The sequence below is a fragment of the Streptomyces sp. NPDC048277 genome (genome assembly GCF_040652235.1).
Taxonomy (GTDB): Bacteria; Actinomycetota; Actinomycetes; order Streptomycetales; family Streptomycetaceae; genus Streptomyces.
Window position 1 is genome coordinate 123,110 of the sequence record NZ_JBEZLQ010000004.1, and the last position, 13,248, is coordinate 136,357.

At 72.4% G+C, this 13,248-nt stretch carries 12 protein-coding genes; 5 read left to right on the forward strand and 7 right to left on the reverse strand.

Annotated elements, in window-relative coordinates:
• Positions 1-15: 15 nt before the first annotated feature.
• Together AB0D85_RS10850 and AB0D85_RS10855 are read right to left on the reverse strand one after the other, a co-directional pair.
• Positions 16-1,359: a serine-threonine protein kinase gene (locus AB0D85_RS10850; protein ID WP_362316929.1), complete on the reverse strand. Its 1,344-nt coding sequence runs from the start codon at positions 1,357-1,359 to the stop codon at positions 16-18.
• A gap of 80 nt (positions 1,360-1,439) precedes the next feature.
• Positions 1,440-2,678, reverse strand: coding sequence for a DUF1343 domain-containing protein (locus AB0D85_RS10855; RefSeq protein ID WP_362316932.1), 1,239 nt, complete (start codon positions 2,676-2,678; stop codon positions 1,440-1,442).
• A gap of 207 nt (positions 2,679-2,885) precedes the next feature.
• Here AB0D85_RS10855 and AB0D85_RS10860 point away from each other — a divergent pair, with 207 nt between their 5' ends.
• The 3 genes from AB0D85_RS10860 to AB0D85_RS10870 are packed head-to-tail and all read left to right on the forward strand — an operon-like array spanning position 2,886 to position 5,946.
• Positions 2,886-3,650, forward strand: a complete 765-nt coding sequence (locus tag AB0D85_RS10860) for an SDR family oxidoreductase (protein WP_362316935.1) — start codon at positions 2,886-2,888, stop codon at positions 3,648-3,650.
• Positions 3,647-5,323, forward strand: coding sequence for an AMP-binding protein (locus AB0D85_RS10865; protein ID WP_362316938.1), 1,677 nt, complete (start codon positions 3,647-3,649; stop codon positions 5,321-5,323). Before AB0D85_RS10860 ends, AB0D85_RS10865 begins: the two co-directional genes overlap by 4 nt.
• Before the next feature lie 29 nt (positions 5,324-5,352).
• Positions 5,353-5,946, forward strand: a complete 594-nt coding sequence (locus AB0D85_RS10870) for a TetR/AcrR family transcriptional regulator (protein ID WP_362316940.1) — start codon at positions 5,353-5,355, stop codon at positions 5,944-5,946.
• Here the strand turns inward: AB0D85_RS10870 and AB0D85_RS10875 are convergent.
• Complete coding sequence (locus AB0D85_RS10875; RefSeq protein ID WP_362316942.1) at positions 5,943-6,644, reverse strand: response regulator transcription factor; 702 nt, start codon at positions 6,642-6,644, stop codon at positions 5,943-5,945. The genes AB0D85_RS10870 and AB0D85_RS10875 overlap by 4 nt on opposite strands.
• Positions 6,641-8,629, reverse strand: a complete 1,989-nt coding sequence (locus AB0D85_RS10880; RefSeq protein WP_362316944.1) for a histidine kinase — start codon at positions 8,627-8,629, stop codon at positions 6,641-6,643. Before AB0D85_RS10880 ends, AB0D85_RS10875 begins: the two co-directional genes overlap by 4 nt.
• Before the next feature lie 182 nt (positions 8,630-8,811).
• Here AB0D85_RS10880 and AB0D85_RS10885 point away from each other — a divergent pair, with 182 nt between their 5' ends.
• Positions 8,812-9,387, forward strand: a complete 576-nt coding sequence (locus AB0D85_RS10885; protein ID WP_362316947.1) for a hypothetical protein — start codon at positions 8,812-8,814, stop codon at positions 9,385-9,387.
• A 71-nt stretch (positions 9,388-9,458) separates the two neighbouring features.
• Here AB0D85_RS10885 and AB0D85_RS10890 read toward each other — a convergent pair whose 3' ends face one another.
• The 3 genes from AB0D85_RS10890 to AB0D85_RS10900 all read right to left on the reverse strand — a co-directional run bounded on the left by AB0D85_RS10890 (position 9,459) and on the right by AB0D85_RS10900 (position 12,168).
• Positions 9,459-10,673, reverse strand: a complete 1,215-nt coding sequence (locus tag AB0D85_RS10890; protein WP_362316950.1) for an acyl-CoA dehydrogenase family protein — start codon at positions 10,671-10,673, stop codon at positions 9,459-9,461.
• 6 nt (positions 10,674-10,679) lie between these two features.
• Entirely contained in the window at positions 10,680-11,702 is a 1,023-nt protein-coding gene (locus tag AB0D85_RS10895) for a phosphotransferase family protein (RefSeq protein WP_362316953.1), read from the reverse strand.
• 169 nt (positions 11,703-11,871) lie between these two features.
• On the reverse strand, positions 11,872-12,168 hold the full coding sequence (locus tag AB0D85_RS10900) for a hypothetical protein (RefSeq protein WP_362316956.1): 297 nt from the start codon (positions 12,166-12,168) through the stop codon (positions 11,872-11,874).
• A 128-nt stretch (positions 12,169-12,296) separates the two neighbouring features.
• Here AB0D85_RS10900 and AB0D85_RS10905 point away from each other — a divergent pair, with 128 nt between their 5' ends.
• Positions 12,297-13,235 carry an NADP-dependent oxidoreductase gene (locus AB0D85_RS10905; protein WP_362316958.1) on the forward strand — a complete coding sequence of 313 codons (939 nt, stop codon included), beginning with the start codon at positions 12,297-12,299 and terminating at the stop codon, positions 13,233-13,235.
• Positions 13,236-13,248: the final 13 nt, after the last annotated feature.

Here is a 13,248-nt window from a genome sequence, read left to right on the forward strand (position 1 = left end):
ACCGGGGGCGGCGGGTCACACGATGCGGCCCGCCGCCAGCACCACCCGTGCCAGTTCGGGGTGCACGATGTCGCTGTGCGCCCCGGACGGCGGGTCGCCGTTCTTCACGACCGCCGCCGCGTCGACGTTCACACACCCCGACGCGGCGAGCGGGCCGCGCAACGCGCCCGCCAGGTCCAGCGACTGGGTGCCGGGCACCGCCTGGACCCCGTCGTGGCCCATCGCACCCCACTCCGGACCGAGCTGCTCGACCAGGTCGAGCAGCGGGCGGGGCCCGCCGTCCTCGTCCAGCAGCGAGTTGTTCGTGTCCGCCATCCGTGAGGCCAGCGGGTACATCGTGCCGAGCGCCTCGTCGAAGCGGGAGTAGCAGGACACCAGCGGACCGTCGATCCGGTTCTGCTGACCCTGCAACACCCCGGCCGTGCGCGGGTCCTCGGGCACCCGGCCCGCGAACGCGTAGTGCGAGAAGGCCCCTTGGAGCAGCGTCACCGACTTCACCGTGCGCACCCCGTCGGGCAGCCCGCGCAGCGCGAACGACACCAGCCGGCCGCCGAAGCTGTGCCCGACCAGATGCACCCGGACGTCCGGTGCCACCCCGGCCAACTGCCCGATCAACGGCCCGAGTCCGCGCTCCCCGATGGTCCCCGCGCGCCGCTTCATCGCGTAGTACGACGCCTGCCGCAGCAGTTCCTTCGCCCCGTCCCAGGGGTTCGGCAGCGCGAACTCCGGTGCGTCGGCGCCGTGTTCGAGGGCGGCCAGGGCCTGCGCGAACTGCGCGCACACGGTCGCCGTGTCCTCGGTGAACAGCGCGGGCTCGCTCTGCGGGACGCCCTCCGCGAGCGTGTCCGCCGCGAACAGCGGCTGCGGGCCGCCGGGTACGACCTCGACGAGCTGCCGTACCAGGCGCCCGAACTCCTCCAACTCGTTGGCCGGCCGCTGGTCCAGCAGCCGGGCGAGCTGGTCGACCACGGTGGCCCGCCCCGGGAACGTCTCCAGGAGCGCGTGCCGGGCGTCCAGGTCGAGGGCGGGTGCCGGTGCCGCCACCGGCTCCGGAGCGGCCGTGGACCTCGGGAAGTCGGGGATCGGCTCGTCGGAGAACCGCATCGACGGCCAGATCACCCCGACATACCCGATCCTCGCCCTCGGCGCGAGCTTCGGAATCGGTGCGAAGAAGTGCCGGTACAGGGCGGTCGCGCCCGAACGGTCGTTGTTCCAGCCGTGCGCGAAGACGATCAGGTCATGGACGCCATGACCGGTCACCTCGCCGAGGAACCGGTCGCGTTCGGCCCCGTCCGGGTCCCCGTCCGCGTCGAAGGTCAGCTCCCAGTAGGGAGTCACGCTCATCACAGGATCGGCCATGTCAGGCTCCTCGTCCCCCGAACCGGTGCGATGTGCGCGCATCGTCCCGCCGCCGGGCGACATTGGCCATACAACGCGCCTCACCTGTAGAGCAGAAACTCCTTTCGGATGCGGCGGAACGCGGTCAGTTCGTCCTGCCAGGCGCCGACGATCCCGTCCGTGTCCGCGCCGGCGTCGATCATCGTGCGCACGGTCGTGGATCCGGTGAGCTTGTCGATCCAGTCGTCCGAGCGCCAGGCGAAGCCGCTCCACACCTTCTTCGCGGTGACGAGAAGGGCGATGCCGGTGCGTACGGGGTCGTAGACGGCCCGGTCGTGGACATGGATCTGCACCCCGCCGACGGTCCTGCCCTGGAACTTCGAGAAGGTCGGCGCGAAGTACGCCTCCCTGAACCGCACGCCCGGCAGCGCGAGTTCGTTGGCCGCGGCCGCCCAGCGGGCGTCGATGCCCTCCGCGCCGAGCAGTTCGAAGGGGCGGGTCGTGCCCCGGCCCTCCGACAGGTTCGTGCCCTCGAAGAGACAGGTCCCCGAGTACACCAGTGCGGTGTCCGGGGTCGGCATGTTGGGGCTCGGCGGCACCCACGGCAGGCCGTGGGCGTCGTAGAAGAGGGAGCGGTGCCAGCCCGTCATCGGTACGACGTCCAGTGCGACCGGTGCGGTCAGGAACTCCGCGTTGAACAGCCGGGCCAGCTCGGCGACCGTCATGCCGTGCGCCTGGGCGATCGGCCGGCGGCCGACGAAACTGGCGAACTCCTGGTGCAGGACCGGGCCCCGCGCGTCGCGGCCGGTCACCGGGTTCGGGCGGTCCAGGACGACGAAGCGCCTGCCGGCCAGCTGGGCGGCCTCCATGCAGTCGTACAGCGTCCAGATGTACGTGTAGAAACGGGCGCCGACGTCCTGGATGTCGAAGACGACGGTGTCCACGCCGGAAGCGGTGAAGACGTCGGCGAGGGGCCGGCCGCTCTTGAGGTAGGTGTCGTAGACGGGGAGGCCGGTGGCCGGGTCGTCGTAACGGCCCTCGGAGCCGCCGGCCTGGGCGGTGCCGCGGAACCCGTGCTCCGGGCCGAAGACCGCCGTCAGCCGGACCCGGGGGTCGGTGTGCATGACGTCGACGATGTGGCGGGCGTCCTGGGTGATGCCGGTGGGGTTGGTGACGATGCCGGTCTTCTGGCCGTGGAGGAGGGAGTAGCCGTCGGTGGAGAGGCGGTCGAAACCGGTGCGGAGGGGGCCGGGGGCGTCCGCCGGGGTGGCTGTGGGTAGGGGTGTCACGGCTGCTGCCGTGGCCGCTGCGAGCAGACTTCGTCTGGAAGGGCGCCGCATGGGGGTGGCCTCCGTCGTCGTCCGGGTGCGGGTGGTGTGTGGCTGGTCGCGCAGTTCCCCGCGCCCCCAGGGGGTTGCGGTGGTCGCGTCTCGAAGCGTGGTCCTGCGCCCTTAGGGGGTGTGACTGTCGCCCTTTTCTCAAACATACCGACCGGTTAGTGTGTCGGTGCTGAGCCGAGTCTGGTCGCGTCGTGTCGAAGGAGACCGATGGTGGGAGCCGTGCAAGATGCCCGAGTCGTCGTCACCGGGGCGGGAGGTGGCATCGGGGCTGCCCTGGCCCGTCGGTTCGCCGCCGAAGGCGCCCGCGTCGTCGTGAACGACCTGGACGGTGACAAGGCGGCCGCCGTCGCCGAGGAGATCGGCGGGATCGCCGTGCCGGGGGACGCGTCCGGCATCGTCGGCGCCGCCCGGGACGCGCTCGGCGGGACCGTCGACGTCTACTGCGCCAACGCCGGTCTCGGCTCCGGCGGCTCCGAGGCGGCCGACGCGGCCGTGTGGGACTCGGCCTGGGACGTCAACGTCATGGCTCATGTGCGGGCCGCCCAGGAGCTGGTGCCCGAGTGGCTGGAGCGCGGGAGCGGGCGGTTCGTGTCCACCGTGTCCGCCGCCGGGCTGCTCACCATGATCGGGGCGGCGCCCTACAGCGTCACGAAGCACGCCGCGTACGCCTTCGCCGAGTGGCTGTCGCTGACGTACCGGCACCGGGGGCTCAAGGTGCACGCGATCTGCCCGCAGGGGGTGCGCACCGACATGCTGGCCGCCACCGGCAGCGCGGGCGATCTGGTGCTCCAGCCGACCGCGATCGAACCGGAGGGTGTGGCGGACGCGTTGTTCGAGGGGATGGCGCAGGACCGGTTCCTGATCCTGCCGCATCCCGAGGTCGCCGAGTTCTACCGGGCGCGGGCCGCAGCCCCGGACCGCTGGCTGACCAACATGAACCACATCCAGCAGAAGTGGGAGACCACCCGGTGACGCAGTCCGAGACCGAGTCCCTCTACGCCGCCAAACCCTGGGTGGCGCTGCTCAACGAAGCCCAGCGCGGGCCGGTCGATCCCCCCGACTCCCTGGTGCACGCCCTGCGCGCCGCCGTCGCCGAGGCGCCCGACCGCGCCTTCCTCGCCTACTTCGACGCCCGGCTCAGCTTCCGCGAGGTCGACGAGCTGAGCGACTCCGTCGCCGCGTACCTCGCCGGGCGCGGCCTGGAGCGCGGCGACCGGGTCGCCGTCGTCCTGCAGAACTCGCCGCACTTCGTGCTGGCGCTGCTCGGCGCCTGGAAGGCGGGCGCGACCGTCGTGCCGGTCAACCCGATGTACAAGTCGGGGGAGGTCTCCCACGTCCTGCGGGACGGCGAGGTGGCCGCGCTGGTCTGCTCGCAGCGGGCCTGGGAGTCGTATCTGCGCGAGACGGCCGCCGACTCGCCGGTGCGGATCGTGCTCACCGCGAGCGAGCTGGACTTCCAGACGCGCGACGACGCGCGCGTGCTGGCCTTCGAGCGGCTGCCGCAGGCCGAGGACGCCGAGGACCTGGTCGCCGTCGCGCGCAGGGGCGGGAAGGCGCCCGCAGGACGGGACCCGGAGCCCTCCGACATCGCGCTGATCAGCTACACCTCGGGGACGAGCGGCACCCCCAAGGGCGCCACCAACCTGCACAGCAACATCATGTACAACGCCGAGCGGCAGCGGACCGGGCTCGCGCTGCCCGACGCGCCGGTCTACTACGCCCTCGCGCCCCTCTTCCACATCACCGGCATGGTCTGCCAGCTCGGCGCCTGCCTGACCAGCGCGGGCACGCTCGTGCTGACCTACCGCTTCGAGCCGGGCCTGGTCCTGGAGGCGTTCGCCGAGCACCGCCCGCAGTACACGGTCGGCCCGTCCACGGCGTTCATGGCCCTCGCCGCCCACCCGGACGTCACCCCGGAGCACTTCGCCTCCTTCGTGAACATCTCCTCGGGCGGCGCGCCGGTCCCGCCGGCCCTGGTGGAGAAGTTCCGGGCGGGCTACGGGCCGTACATCAGGAACGGCTACGGACTGACCGAGTGCACCGCGCCGTGCGCCTCCGTGCCGCCGGGGCTGGAGGCGCCCGTCGACCCCGCCTCGGGGACGCTGGCCGTCGGACTGCCCGGCCCCGACACCGTCGTCCGCATCATCGACGACGAGGGCCGCGAGGTGCCCTTCGGCGAGCAGGGCGAGATCGTGGTGCGCGGGCCGCAGGTCGTGCCGGGGTACTGGCGGCGCCCCGAGGCCACCGCCGAGACCTTCCCGGACGGCGAACTGCGCACCGGCGACATCGGTTTCGTGGACGCCGAGGGCTGGCTGTACGTCGTCGACCGCAAGAAGGACATGATCAACGCGTCCGGCTTCAAGGTGTGGCCGCGCGAGGTCGAGGACGTGCTGTACACCCATCCGGCCGTACGCGAGGCGGCCGTCGTCGGGATCCCGGACGGGTACCGCGGGGAGACCGTCAAGGCGTACATCAGTCTTCGCCCGGGAACCGCAACCGACCCGGACGATCTCGCCCTCTATTGCAAGGAGAGACTGGCGGCCTACAAATATCCGCGGCAGGTGGAGATCCTGCCCGACCTGCCGAAGACGGCAAGTGGGAAGATCCTCCGGCGGGAACTTCGTTCCCGACCGCAACAGAGTTAGCGGACATACGAGAAAGGCAGGTGGCGGCAGTGCCCAGGACGACGGACGGAGACGGGGCTCCTGTTCCGCAGCGGCTTCTCGCCGCCGCCACCCGGCTCTTCGCGGAGCAGGGCTACGACCGCACCTCAGTGCAGGAGATCGTGGAGGCGGCAGGCGTCACCAAGGGGGCGCTCTACCACTACTTCGGCTCCAAGGACGACCTCCTGCACGAGGTGTACGCGCGCGTGCTGCGCGTCCAGCAGGAGCGGCTCGACGCCTTCGCGAACGCGGACGAGCCGATCGAGAAGCGGCTGCGGGGCGCGGCCGCCGATGTCGTCGTGACGACGATCGAGAACCTCGACGACGCGATGATCTTCTTCCGGTCCATGCACCATCTGAGCCCGGAGAAGAACAAGCAGGTGCGCGCCGAGCGCCGGCGCTACCACGAACGCTTCCGCGCGCTCATCGAGGAGGGCCAGCGCGAGGGCGTCTTCTCCACCGCGACCCCGGCCGACCTGGTCGTCGACTACCACTTCGGCTCGGTGCACCACCTGTCGACCTGGTACCGCCCGGACGGCCCCATGGCCCCCCAGGAGGTCGCCGACCACCTGGCCGACCTGCTGCTGCGGGCGCTCCGCCCCTAGCCCTGGCCGTCGTGGTCGTCGGGAGCGGTTCCGAGGCCCGCCTCGCGGGCCCAGGCGGCGGCCTCGGCGCGGTCCGCGACGCCGAGTTTGGCCAGGACCGTGGACATATGGTTGCTGACCGTCTTGGGGGAGAGGCCGAGGCGGGCGGCGACCGTCGCGTTGGAGCTGCCCCGTGCGATCAGCGTGAGCACATCGCGCTCGCGCGGGGTCAGTTCCGGGCCGAGCGCGGGCTGCGGGTGCGGGTGGCTCAGCCGGCCGAGCACCCGCCGCGCCACGCCCGGCCCGAAGATCGCCTCCCCGGCGGCCACCGCCCGGATGGCGCGGACGATCTCGTCCTGCCCGGCGCCCTTGAGGACATAGCCGCGGGCGCCTGCGCGCATCGCCGCGAACACCGAGTCGTCCTCCTCGACCATGGTGAGCATCAGCACCGCCACCGAGGGCGCCACCCGGCCGATCTCCCGGGTCGCCTCGATGCCGTTGAGGTCCGGCATCCGGATGTCCATCACGACGACATGCGGCCGCAGCGTGACGGCCGCGCGTACGGCCTCCCGTCCGCTCGCCGCGACCCCGACCACCCGTACGGCCGGGGTGCCACCCTCCCGCACCGACTCCAGCAGCGCCGACAGCCCGGTGCGTACGACCGGGTGGTCGTCGGCGAGGACGACCCGCAGCGCGTCGTCCTCGGGCGCGGCCGTCATGCCGTCCCTCCCAGGGGCAGCAGCGCCACCACCCGGCCGCCGCCCGCCACACAACTGCCGCCCAGCTCGGCCGCCCGCTCCTGCATCGAGGTGATGCCCACGCCCGGCCGCCACTCCGTCTCCTCCTCGGCCGGCGCCCCGTCGTCGCGCACTTCGAGCCGCAGCCCCTCGCCGATCTCGATCCGCAGATCCACGTGCGAGGCGCGGGCGTGCCGGGCCGCGTTGGTGAGGGCCTCGGTGGCGATCCGGTACGCGGCGACCTCGACGGCGGCCGGCAGGGGCGGCAGGGACTCCGGGGCGTCGACGCGGACGTGCAGGGGCGCGCCGTCCGCCCGCCAGGACATCCGCACCGAGCGCTCCCGCAGGGCGCCCAGGAGACCCAGCTGGTCCAGGTCCGGCGGCCGCAGCCCGTCCACGAGGCGCCGTACCTCCGCCACCGCCCCGCCGATCTCCGACCGCAGCTCGCCCAGCAGCCCGGCCGCACGCTCCGCGTCGAACGCCAGCAGATTGCGCACCGCGTCCGCCTGGAACGCGGCCCCCGCGAGCGTCGGCCCGAGCCCGTCGTGCAGATCCCGCCGGATCCGCCGCCGCTCCTCCTCCCGCGCCCCCACGATCCGCTCCCGCGAGTGCTGCAACTGCCGGGACAGATCGGTCGCGTGCAGGGCGGCGGCCAGGGGGACGGCGAGCAGTTCGAGGACGGCGAGATCGGCGGGCGCGGGCTGCTGCTCACCGGGTCGCAGCCCGATGACCAGCTCGCCGACGGCACGGCCGTCGTAGAGCAGGGGAAGGGCGTGCCGGCGTTCGCAGGGGGTGCCCCAACTCCCGTCGGCCGTGCCGGACGTCGAGAGGACGCAGACGTACGGCAGGCGCAGACCCTCGCCCACCGCCTCCGGCACCGCGCCGACGCCGGTCCCGGCCAGCCGCTCCCCGATCCGGGAGACCGCGCGCACCGGGTCGTGCCGGTCGCCGTACAGCCCCCGGTCGACCGCGCGCTGGAGACGGCGGCGGGCCGGTTCGAAGGCGAGCGCGAGGACCACGGTGATCAGGGCGGGCCCGAGGAGTTCGGGGCGGGGATCGAGGAGCGACTGGAGGAAGGTGACCAGACCGGCGTACGCGGTGATCACCGCCAGGGTGAGCAGGACGTACAGGACTCCGCGCGACAACACCAGGCGGATGTCCAGGAGTTCGTGGCGCAGCACCGCGATGGCGATGGCGACGGGCAGCAGCAGGGCCACGTACGAGGTGTACGGCAGCGGCATTCCCAGGGCCAGCAGCGCCGTTTCGAGGGCCATGGGCAGGATTCCGGCGATCAGCCACAGCAGTTGACGGCGCTCCCGCTCCCCGCCCCGCCGGTAGCGCAGGCCGAGCGAGACGAGGGCCGCCCCGAGCACCAGGGCGGACTTGACCAGGGCGACGGTGAAGATCAGGGGCATCCGGTCGGACGGCAGCGGCACATACAGGGGTGCGGCCCGGGTGCCGTGGAACAGCCCCCAGTCCCAGCGGGACCAGACCACCACGTCCAGCGGGGCGGTCGCGAACTGCGCGAGGAGGACCGCCCGCCAGCGCCGGCCGGGCAGTCCCCCGTCGGGGAACAGGAAGATCGCGGCCATGAACACCGTCGCCGAGCCCGCGATCCAGCTGTGGCGGCCCACGGTGGTGAGGGTGCGCAGCAGCACGGTCGGCCATCCGGCCACGAGGCCCTCGGCCGCCAGACCGGTCGAGAGCCCGGTGAAGCCGTGGCCCAGGCCGAAGAGGACCAGCAGCCAGCCGAGCGGATTGCGCGGCCGGCACAGGGCGATGAGCGTGCCGCAGACGGGATAGGCGAGCCCCATGCCCAGGTCGATGACCATGTCGTACCGGGTGAGCGTGGAGAGGGAGACCCCGGCCATCGCCAACGCCCCGGCCCCCACCGCCACTTGGCCGAGGGCCAGCCCCAGAAGAGCGTGCGCCGCGCGCCGACGGGCCGGCCGGTGGATGTCCTCCATGAGGCCTATCGTCCTGGTTCGCCCACCCGGGTGTCATGGGAACCGTTCCCGGTTCACCCGGGACGGTTTCCGGGCTCCGCCCGACCGCTTCCCCTCAACACCCGGTCCGCGGCGGGGAGATGCTCGTGGTGGCCAGACAACGGCGGTCGCGAGGCGGCCGAACCGCACTACAGGGGGATTCCATGCGCACACTCAACCGGCGGCTGCTCGGCGGCGCCCTCGGCTCGCTCCTCGCCCTCGGCGGCCTCGCCGCCGTGCCGGCCGCCGCGCACACCGCGGCCACGACCGCCCGAGGGACCTCCGCCCGGCTCTGCTACGGCGGCCACCCGATCGCCAACAACTTCATCTACCGGCGCTGGAAGGACCTCGGCGGCTCCGGCGGCTACCTGGGCTGCCCGACCGGCGACAACCGCCGTCTGTCCAACGGCGCCGAACGGCAGAGCTTCCAGAACGGCCAGCTCGCCTGGTCGCCCGACCAGGGGCACCGGATGGTCGTCGCGGCGTTCGAGTACAACGGCCGGGCGTACTTCAACTGGGGGCCGACCGACCCCTTCCACTACGACCGCTTCCTGGTCCGCTGGACCAGCGCCGCCGACCCGTACGGCACCCAGCGCGAGCTCACCGGGGGCAACAGCGGCTGGAAGTCCGTCGTGAAGGAGACCAGCGGCGCCTACACCTTCACGGTCGAGGGCTGTGACCTCGGCAGCTTCGGCCACACCTGCCGGCAGGGCTGGACCGTGCCGGTGACGACCGACTGACCGCCGCCTCGGGGGAGAAGGGGCCGGCGCGCGCATGGGGGACGCGCGCACCGGCCCCGACGGCGTCCCGCCTACAGGTACTTCTTCAGCTCCCGGCGCGCCAGCGACCGCTGGTGCACCTCGTCCGGGCCGTCGGCGATCATCAACGTCCGCGCGCTGGCGTACAGTTCGGCCAGCGGGAAGTCCTGGCTGACCCCGCCCGCGCCGTGCAGCTGGATCGCCCGGTCGATGATGTCGACGACCGAACGCGGCGTGGCGATCTTGATGGCCTGGATCTCGCTGTGAGCGCCCCGGTTGCCGACGGTGTCCATCAGCCAGGCCGTCTTGAGGACCAGCAGCCGGAGCTGCTCGACGGTCACCCGCGCGTCGGCGATCCAGTTGTGCACCACGCCCTGCTGGGCCAGCGCCTTCCCGAAGGCCGTCCGGGAGACGGCCCGCCTGCACATCAGCTCGATCGCCCGCTCGGCCATGCCGATCAGCCGCATGCAGTGGTGGATCCGGCCCGGGCCGAGGCGGGCCTGGGCGATGGCGAAGCCGCCGCCCTCCTCGCCGACCAGGTTGGCGGCCGGCACGCGCGCGTGGTCGAAGATCACCTCGGCGTGGCCGCCGTGGGAGTGGTCCTCGTAGCCGAACACCTGCATCGCGCGCTTCACGGTGACACCCGGGGTGTCACGCGGGACCAGCACCATGGACTGCTGGCGGCGGATGTCGGCGCCGTCCGGGTCGCTCTTGCCCATCACGATGAAGATCTTGCAGTCCGGGTTCATCGCCCCGGAGATGTACCACTTGCGCCCGGTGATGACGTAGTCGTCGCCGTCCCGCTCGATGTGGGTGGTGATGTTGGTGGCGTCGGAGGAGGCCACCTCCGGCTCGGTCATGGCGAACGCGGACCGGATCTCCCCGGCGAGCAGCGGCTCCAGCCACTGCTTCTTCTGCGCCTCGTCGCCGAACTGGGCGAGCACCTCCATGTTGCCGGTGTCCGGGGCCGCGCAGTTCAGCGCGGTGGGCGCCAGGTGCGGGGAGCGGCCGGTGATCTCGGCGAGGGGCGCGTACTGGAGGTTGGTGAGACCGGCGCCGTACTCGGCGTCGGGCAGGAAGAGGTTCCACAGGCCCTGCCTGCGGGCCTCGGCCTTCAGCTCCCCGACCACGGCCGGGGTGTCCCACGGCGAGGCCAGCGCGGCGCGCTGCTCCTCCGCCACCGCCTCGGCCGGGTAGACGTACTCGTCCATGAAGGCGAGCAGCTTGGCGCGCAGTTCCTCGGTGCGCGCGTCGAACGCGAAGTCCATGGCCGGTCAGCCTTCCTGGAGAGTGGTCAGTCCGTGGTCGATGAAGACGGGGACGAGCTCGCCGATGCGGTCGAAGCCCTGCCCGAGCGTCTGGCCCAGCGTGTAGCGGTAGTGGATGCCCTCCAGGATCACGGCGAGCTTGAACCAGGCGAACGCCGTGTACCAGGAGACGGCCGAGACGTCCCGCCCGGAGCGGTCGGCGTAGCGCTCGACCAGCTCCTGCGGGGACGGGTGGCCGGGCGCCTCCGCCGTCGTCGACACCGGTGAGTCCGGGGCCCCGAGCGGCTGGCTGTACATCACCAGCAGGCCCAGGTCGGTCAGCGGGTCGCCGAGCGTGGACATCTCCCAGTCGAGGATCGCCCTGATCCGGTCGTCGTCGCCGATCAGGACGTTGTCGAGGCGGTAGTCGCCGTGGATCACGGCGGGCGCGGGGGAGTCGGGCAGCCGGCGGCCCAGGGTCGCGTGCAGCTCGTCGATGCCGGCCAGCTCGCGGTTGCGGGAGGCGTCCAGCTGCTTGCCCCAGCGGCGCAGCTGCCGGTCCAGGAAGCCCTCCGGGCGCCCGAAGTCGGCCAGGCCGACCTCCGCCGGGTCCACGGCGTGCAGCTCGACGAGGGTGTCCACGAGGGACAGCACGGCGTTGCGGGTGCGCTCCGCGCCGAGCGGGACCAGCTGGTCGGAGGTGCGGTACGGGGTGCCCTCCACGAACTCCATGACGTAGAAGGGCGCGCCGAGGACCTCCTCGTCCTCGCACAGCAGCACCGGGCGCGGCACCGGCACCTCGGTCGGGTGCAGCGCGCTGATCACCCGGTGCTCGCGCTTCATGTCGTGCGCGGTGGCCAGCACATGGCCCAGCGGCGGCCGCCGTACGACCCACTTCGAGGTGCCGTCGGAGACCGCGTAGGTGAGGTTCGACCGTCCGCCCTCGATCAGCCTTCCGGTCAGCGGACCGGTCACCAGGCCGGGGCGCTCGTGGTCGAGCAGTCCGCGCAGCCGGTCGAGATCCAGTCCGGGCGGGTGGTCGGGGCTCATGCATCGCTCCTACGAACGAGTGAACAGGACCCGACTCATGATGCCGACCAGTCGGTATGTCGTCCAGCCGGTGAGCCAAACGTGACCGGGACCACCCTACGACCCCACCACGAGCCGACGGCTCCCCGCGCGCGCAGTGCGGGGAGCCGTCGTCGGGGCCGGGACCGTCTCAGTGATCGTCCCAGTGGCCGTTGTGCTCGGCGTGCCGGTGGCCGTCGTGCAGATAGTCGATGTGGTCGCCGTGCAGCACACCGGTGTGTCCGCAGCCGTCGCCGTGCCGGTGGTCGTGGCTGTCGTGGGTGACATGCCCGGCGGGCTCGCACTCGTCCCAGTGGCCGCCGTGCTCGCGGTGCAGATGCCCGTTGTGCGCGTAGTCGACGTGGTCGCCGTGCGGCACCTGGTCGTGCCCGCAGTCCGGTCCGTGGCTGTGGCCGTGCGCGGTGTGTTCCTGATGAAGGGTGGTCATGCTGCTCACCTTCAGGGGTGCGTGGTTCAGGAGTGTGGCGTGACGCCGACGGACAGGCTGCCACGCAAACAGTGCATATACGGGCATCCCGGTTGCGTGGCGTCCGAGTACCCCGGAGTGTCGTCTGCATGAAGGGCATCAGCTACAGCCGGTACGGCGGACCCGAGGTACTGGAGTACGGCGAGGTCAGGGACCCGAAGGTGGGCCCCGACACGGTGCTGGTGAAGGTCCGGGCGGCGGCCGTGAACCCGGTCGACTGGAAGTGCCGCGAGGGTCACCTGCACGGCGTCCTGGACGCGGTCTTCCCGGTGATCCCCGGCTGGGACGTCTCCGGGGTCGTCGTGCAGCCGGGGGCCGCCGTCACCGAGTTCGCGGCCGGCGACGAGGTGATCGGCTACGTCCGGGAGGACTTCCTCTCCCGGGGCACCTTCGCCGAGTACGTCGCCGCCCCGGTGCGCACCCTCGCCCGCAAGCCGCGCAACCTCTCCTTCGAGCAGGCCGCCGGGCTGCCGCTGGCCGGTCTCACCGCCTACCAGGTGCTCGTCCACGCGCTGGACGTCAAGCGCGGCGAGACGGTCCTGGTGCACGCCGCCGCCGGCGGGGTCGGCTCCCTCGCCGTCCAGCTCGCGGCCCACCTCGGCGCCCGGGTCATCGGCACGGCGAGCGAGCGCAACCACGACTTCGTCCGGGGGCTCGGCGGCGAGCCGGTGAGCTACGGCGCGGGTCTGGCCGAACGTGTCCGGGGACTGGCCCCCGAGGGGGTGGCCGCCGTCTTCGACACCGTGGGCGGCGACGCCCTGACCGTCTCGGCGAACCTGCTCGCCCCCGAGGGGCGCATGGCCTCCGTCGCCGACCCGGACGTCGTCGACTTCGGCGGCCGCTACTGCTTCGTGCGCCCCGACGCCGAGGACCTGAAACGGCTCTGCGCGCTCGCGGAGCAGGGAGCGGTGACCGTCCATGTGTCGGAGACGTTCCCGCTGAAGCGGACGGCCGACGCGCACCGGCGCAGCCAGGAGGGGCGGACGCGGGGGAAACTGGTGGTCACCGTGGACCGGCCGGAGGAGTAGGCCGCCTGGAGCG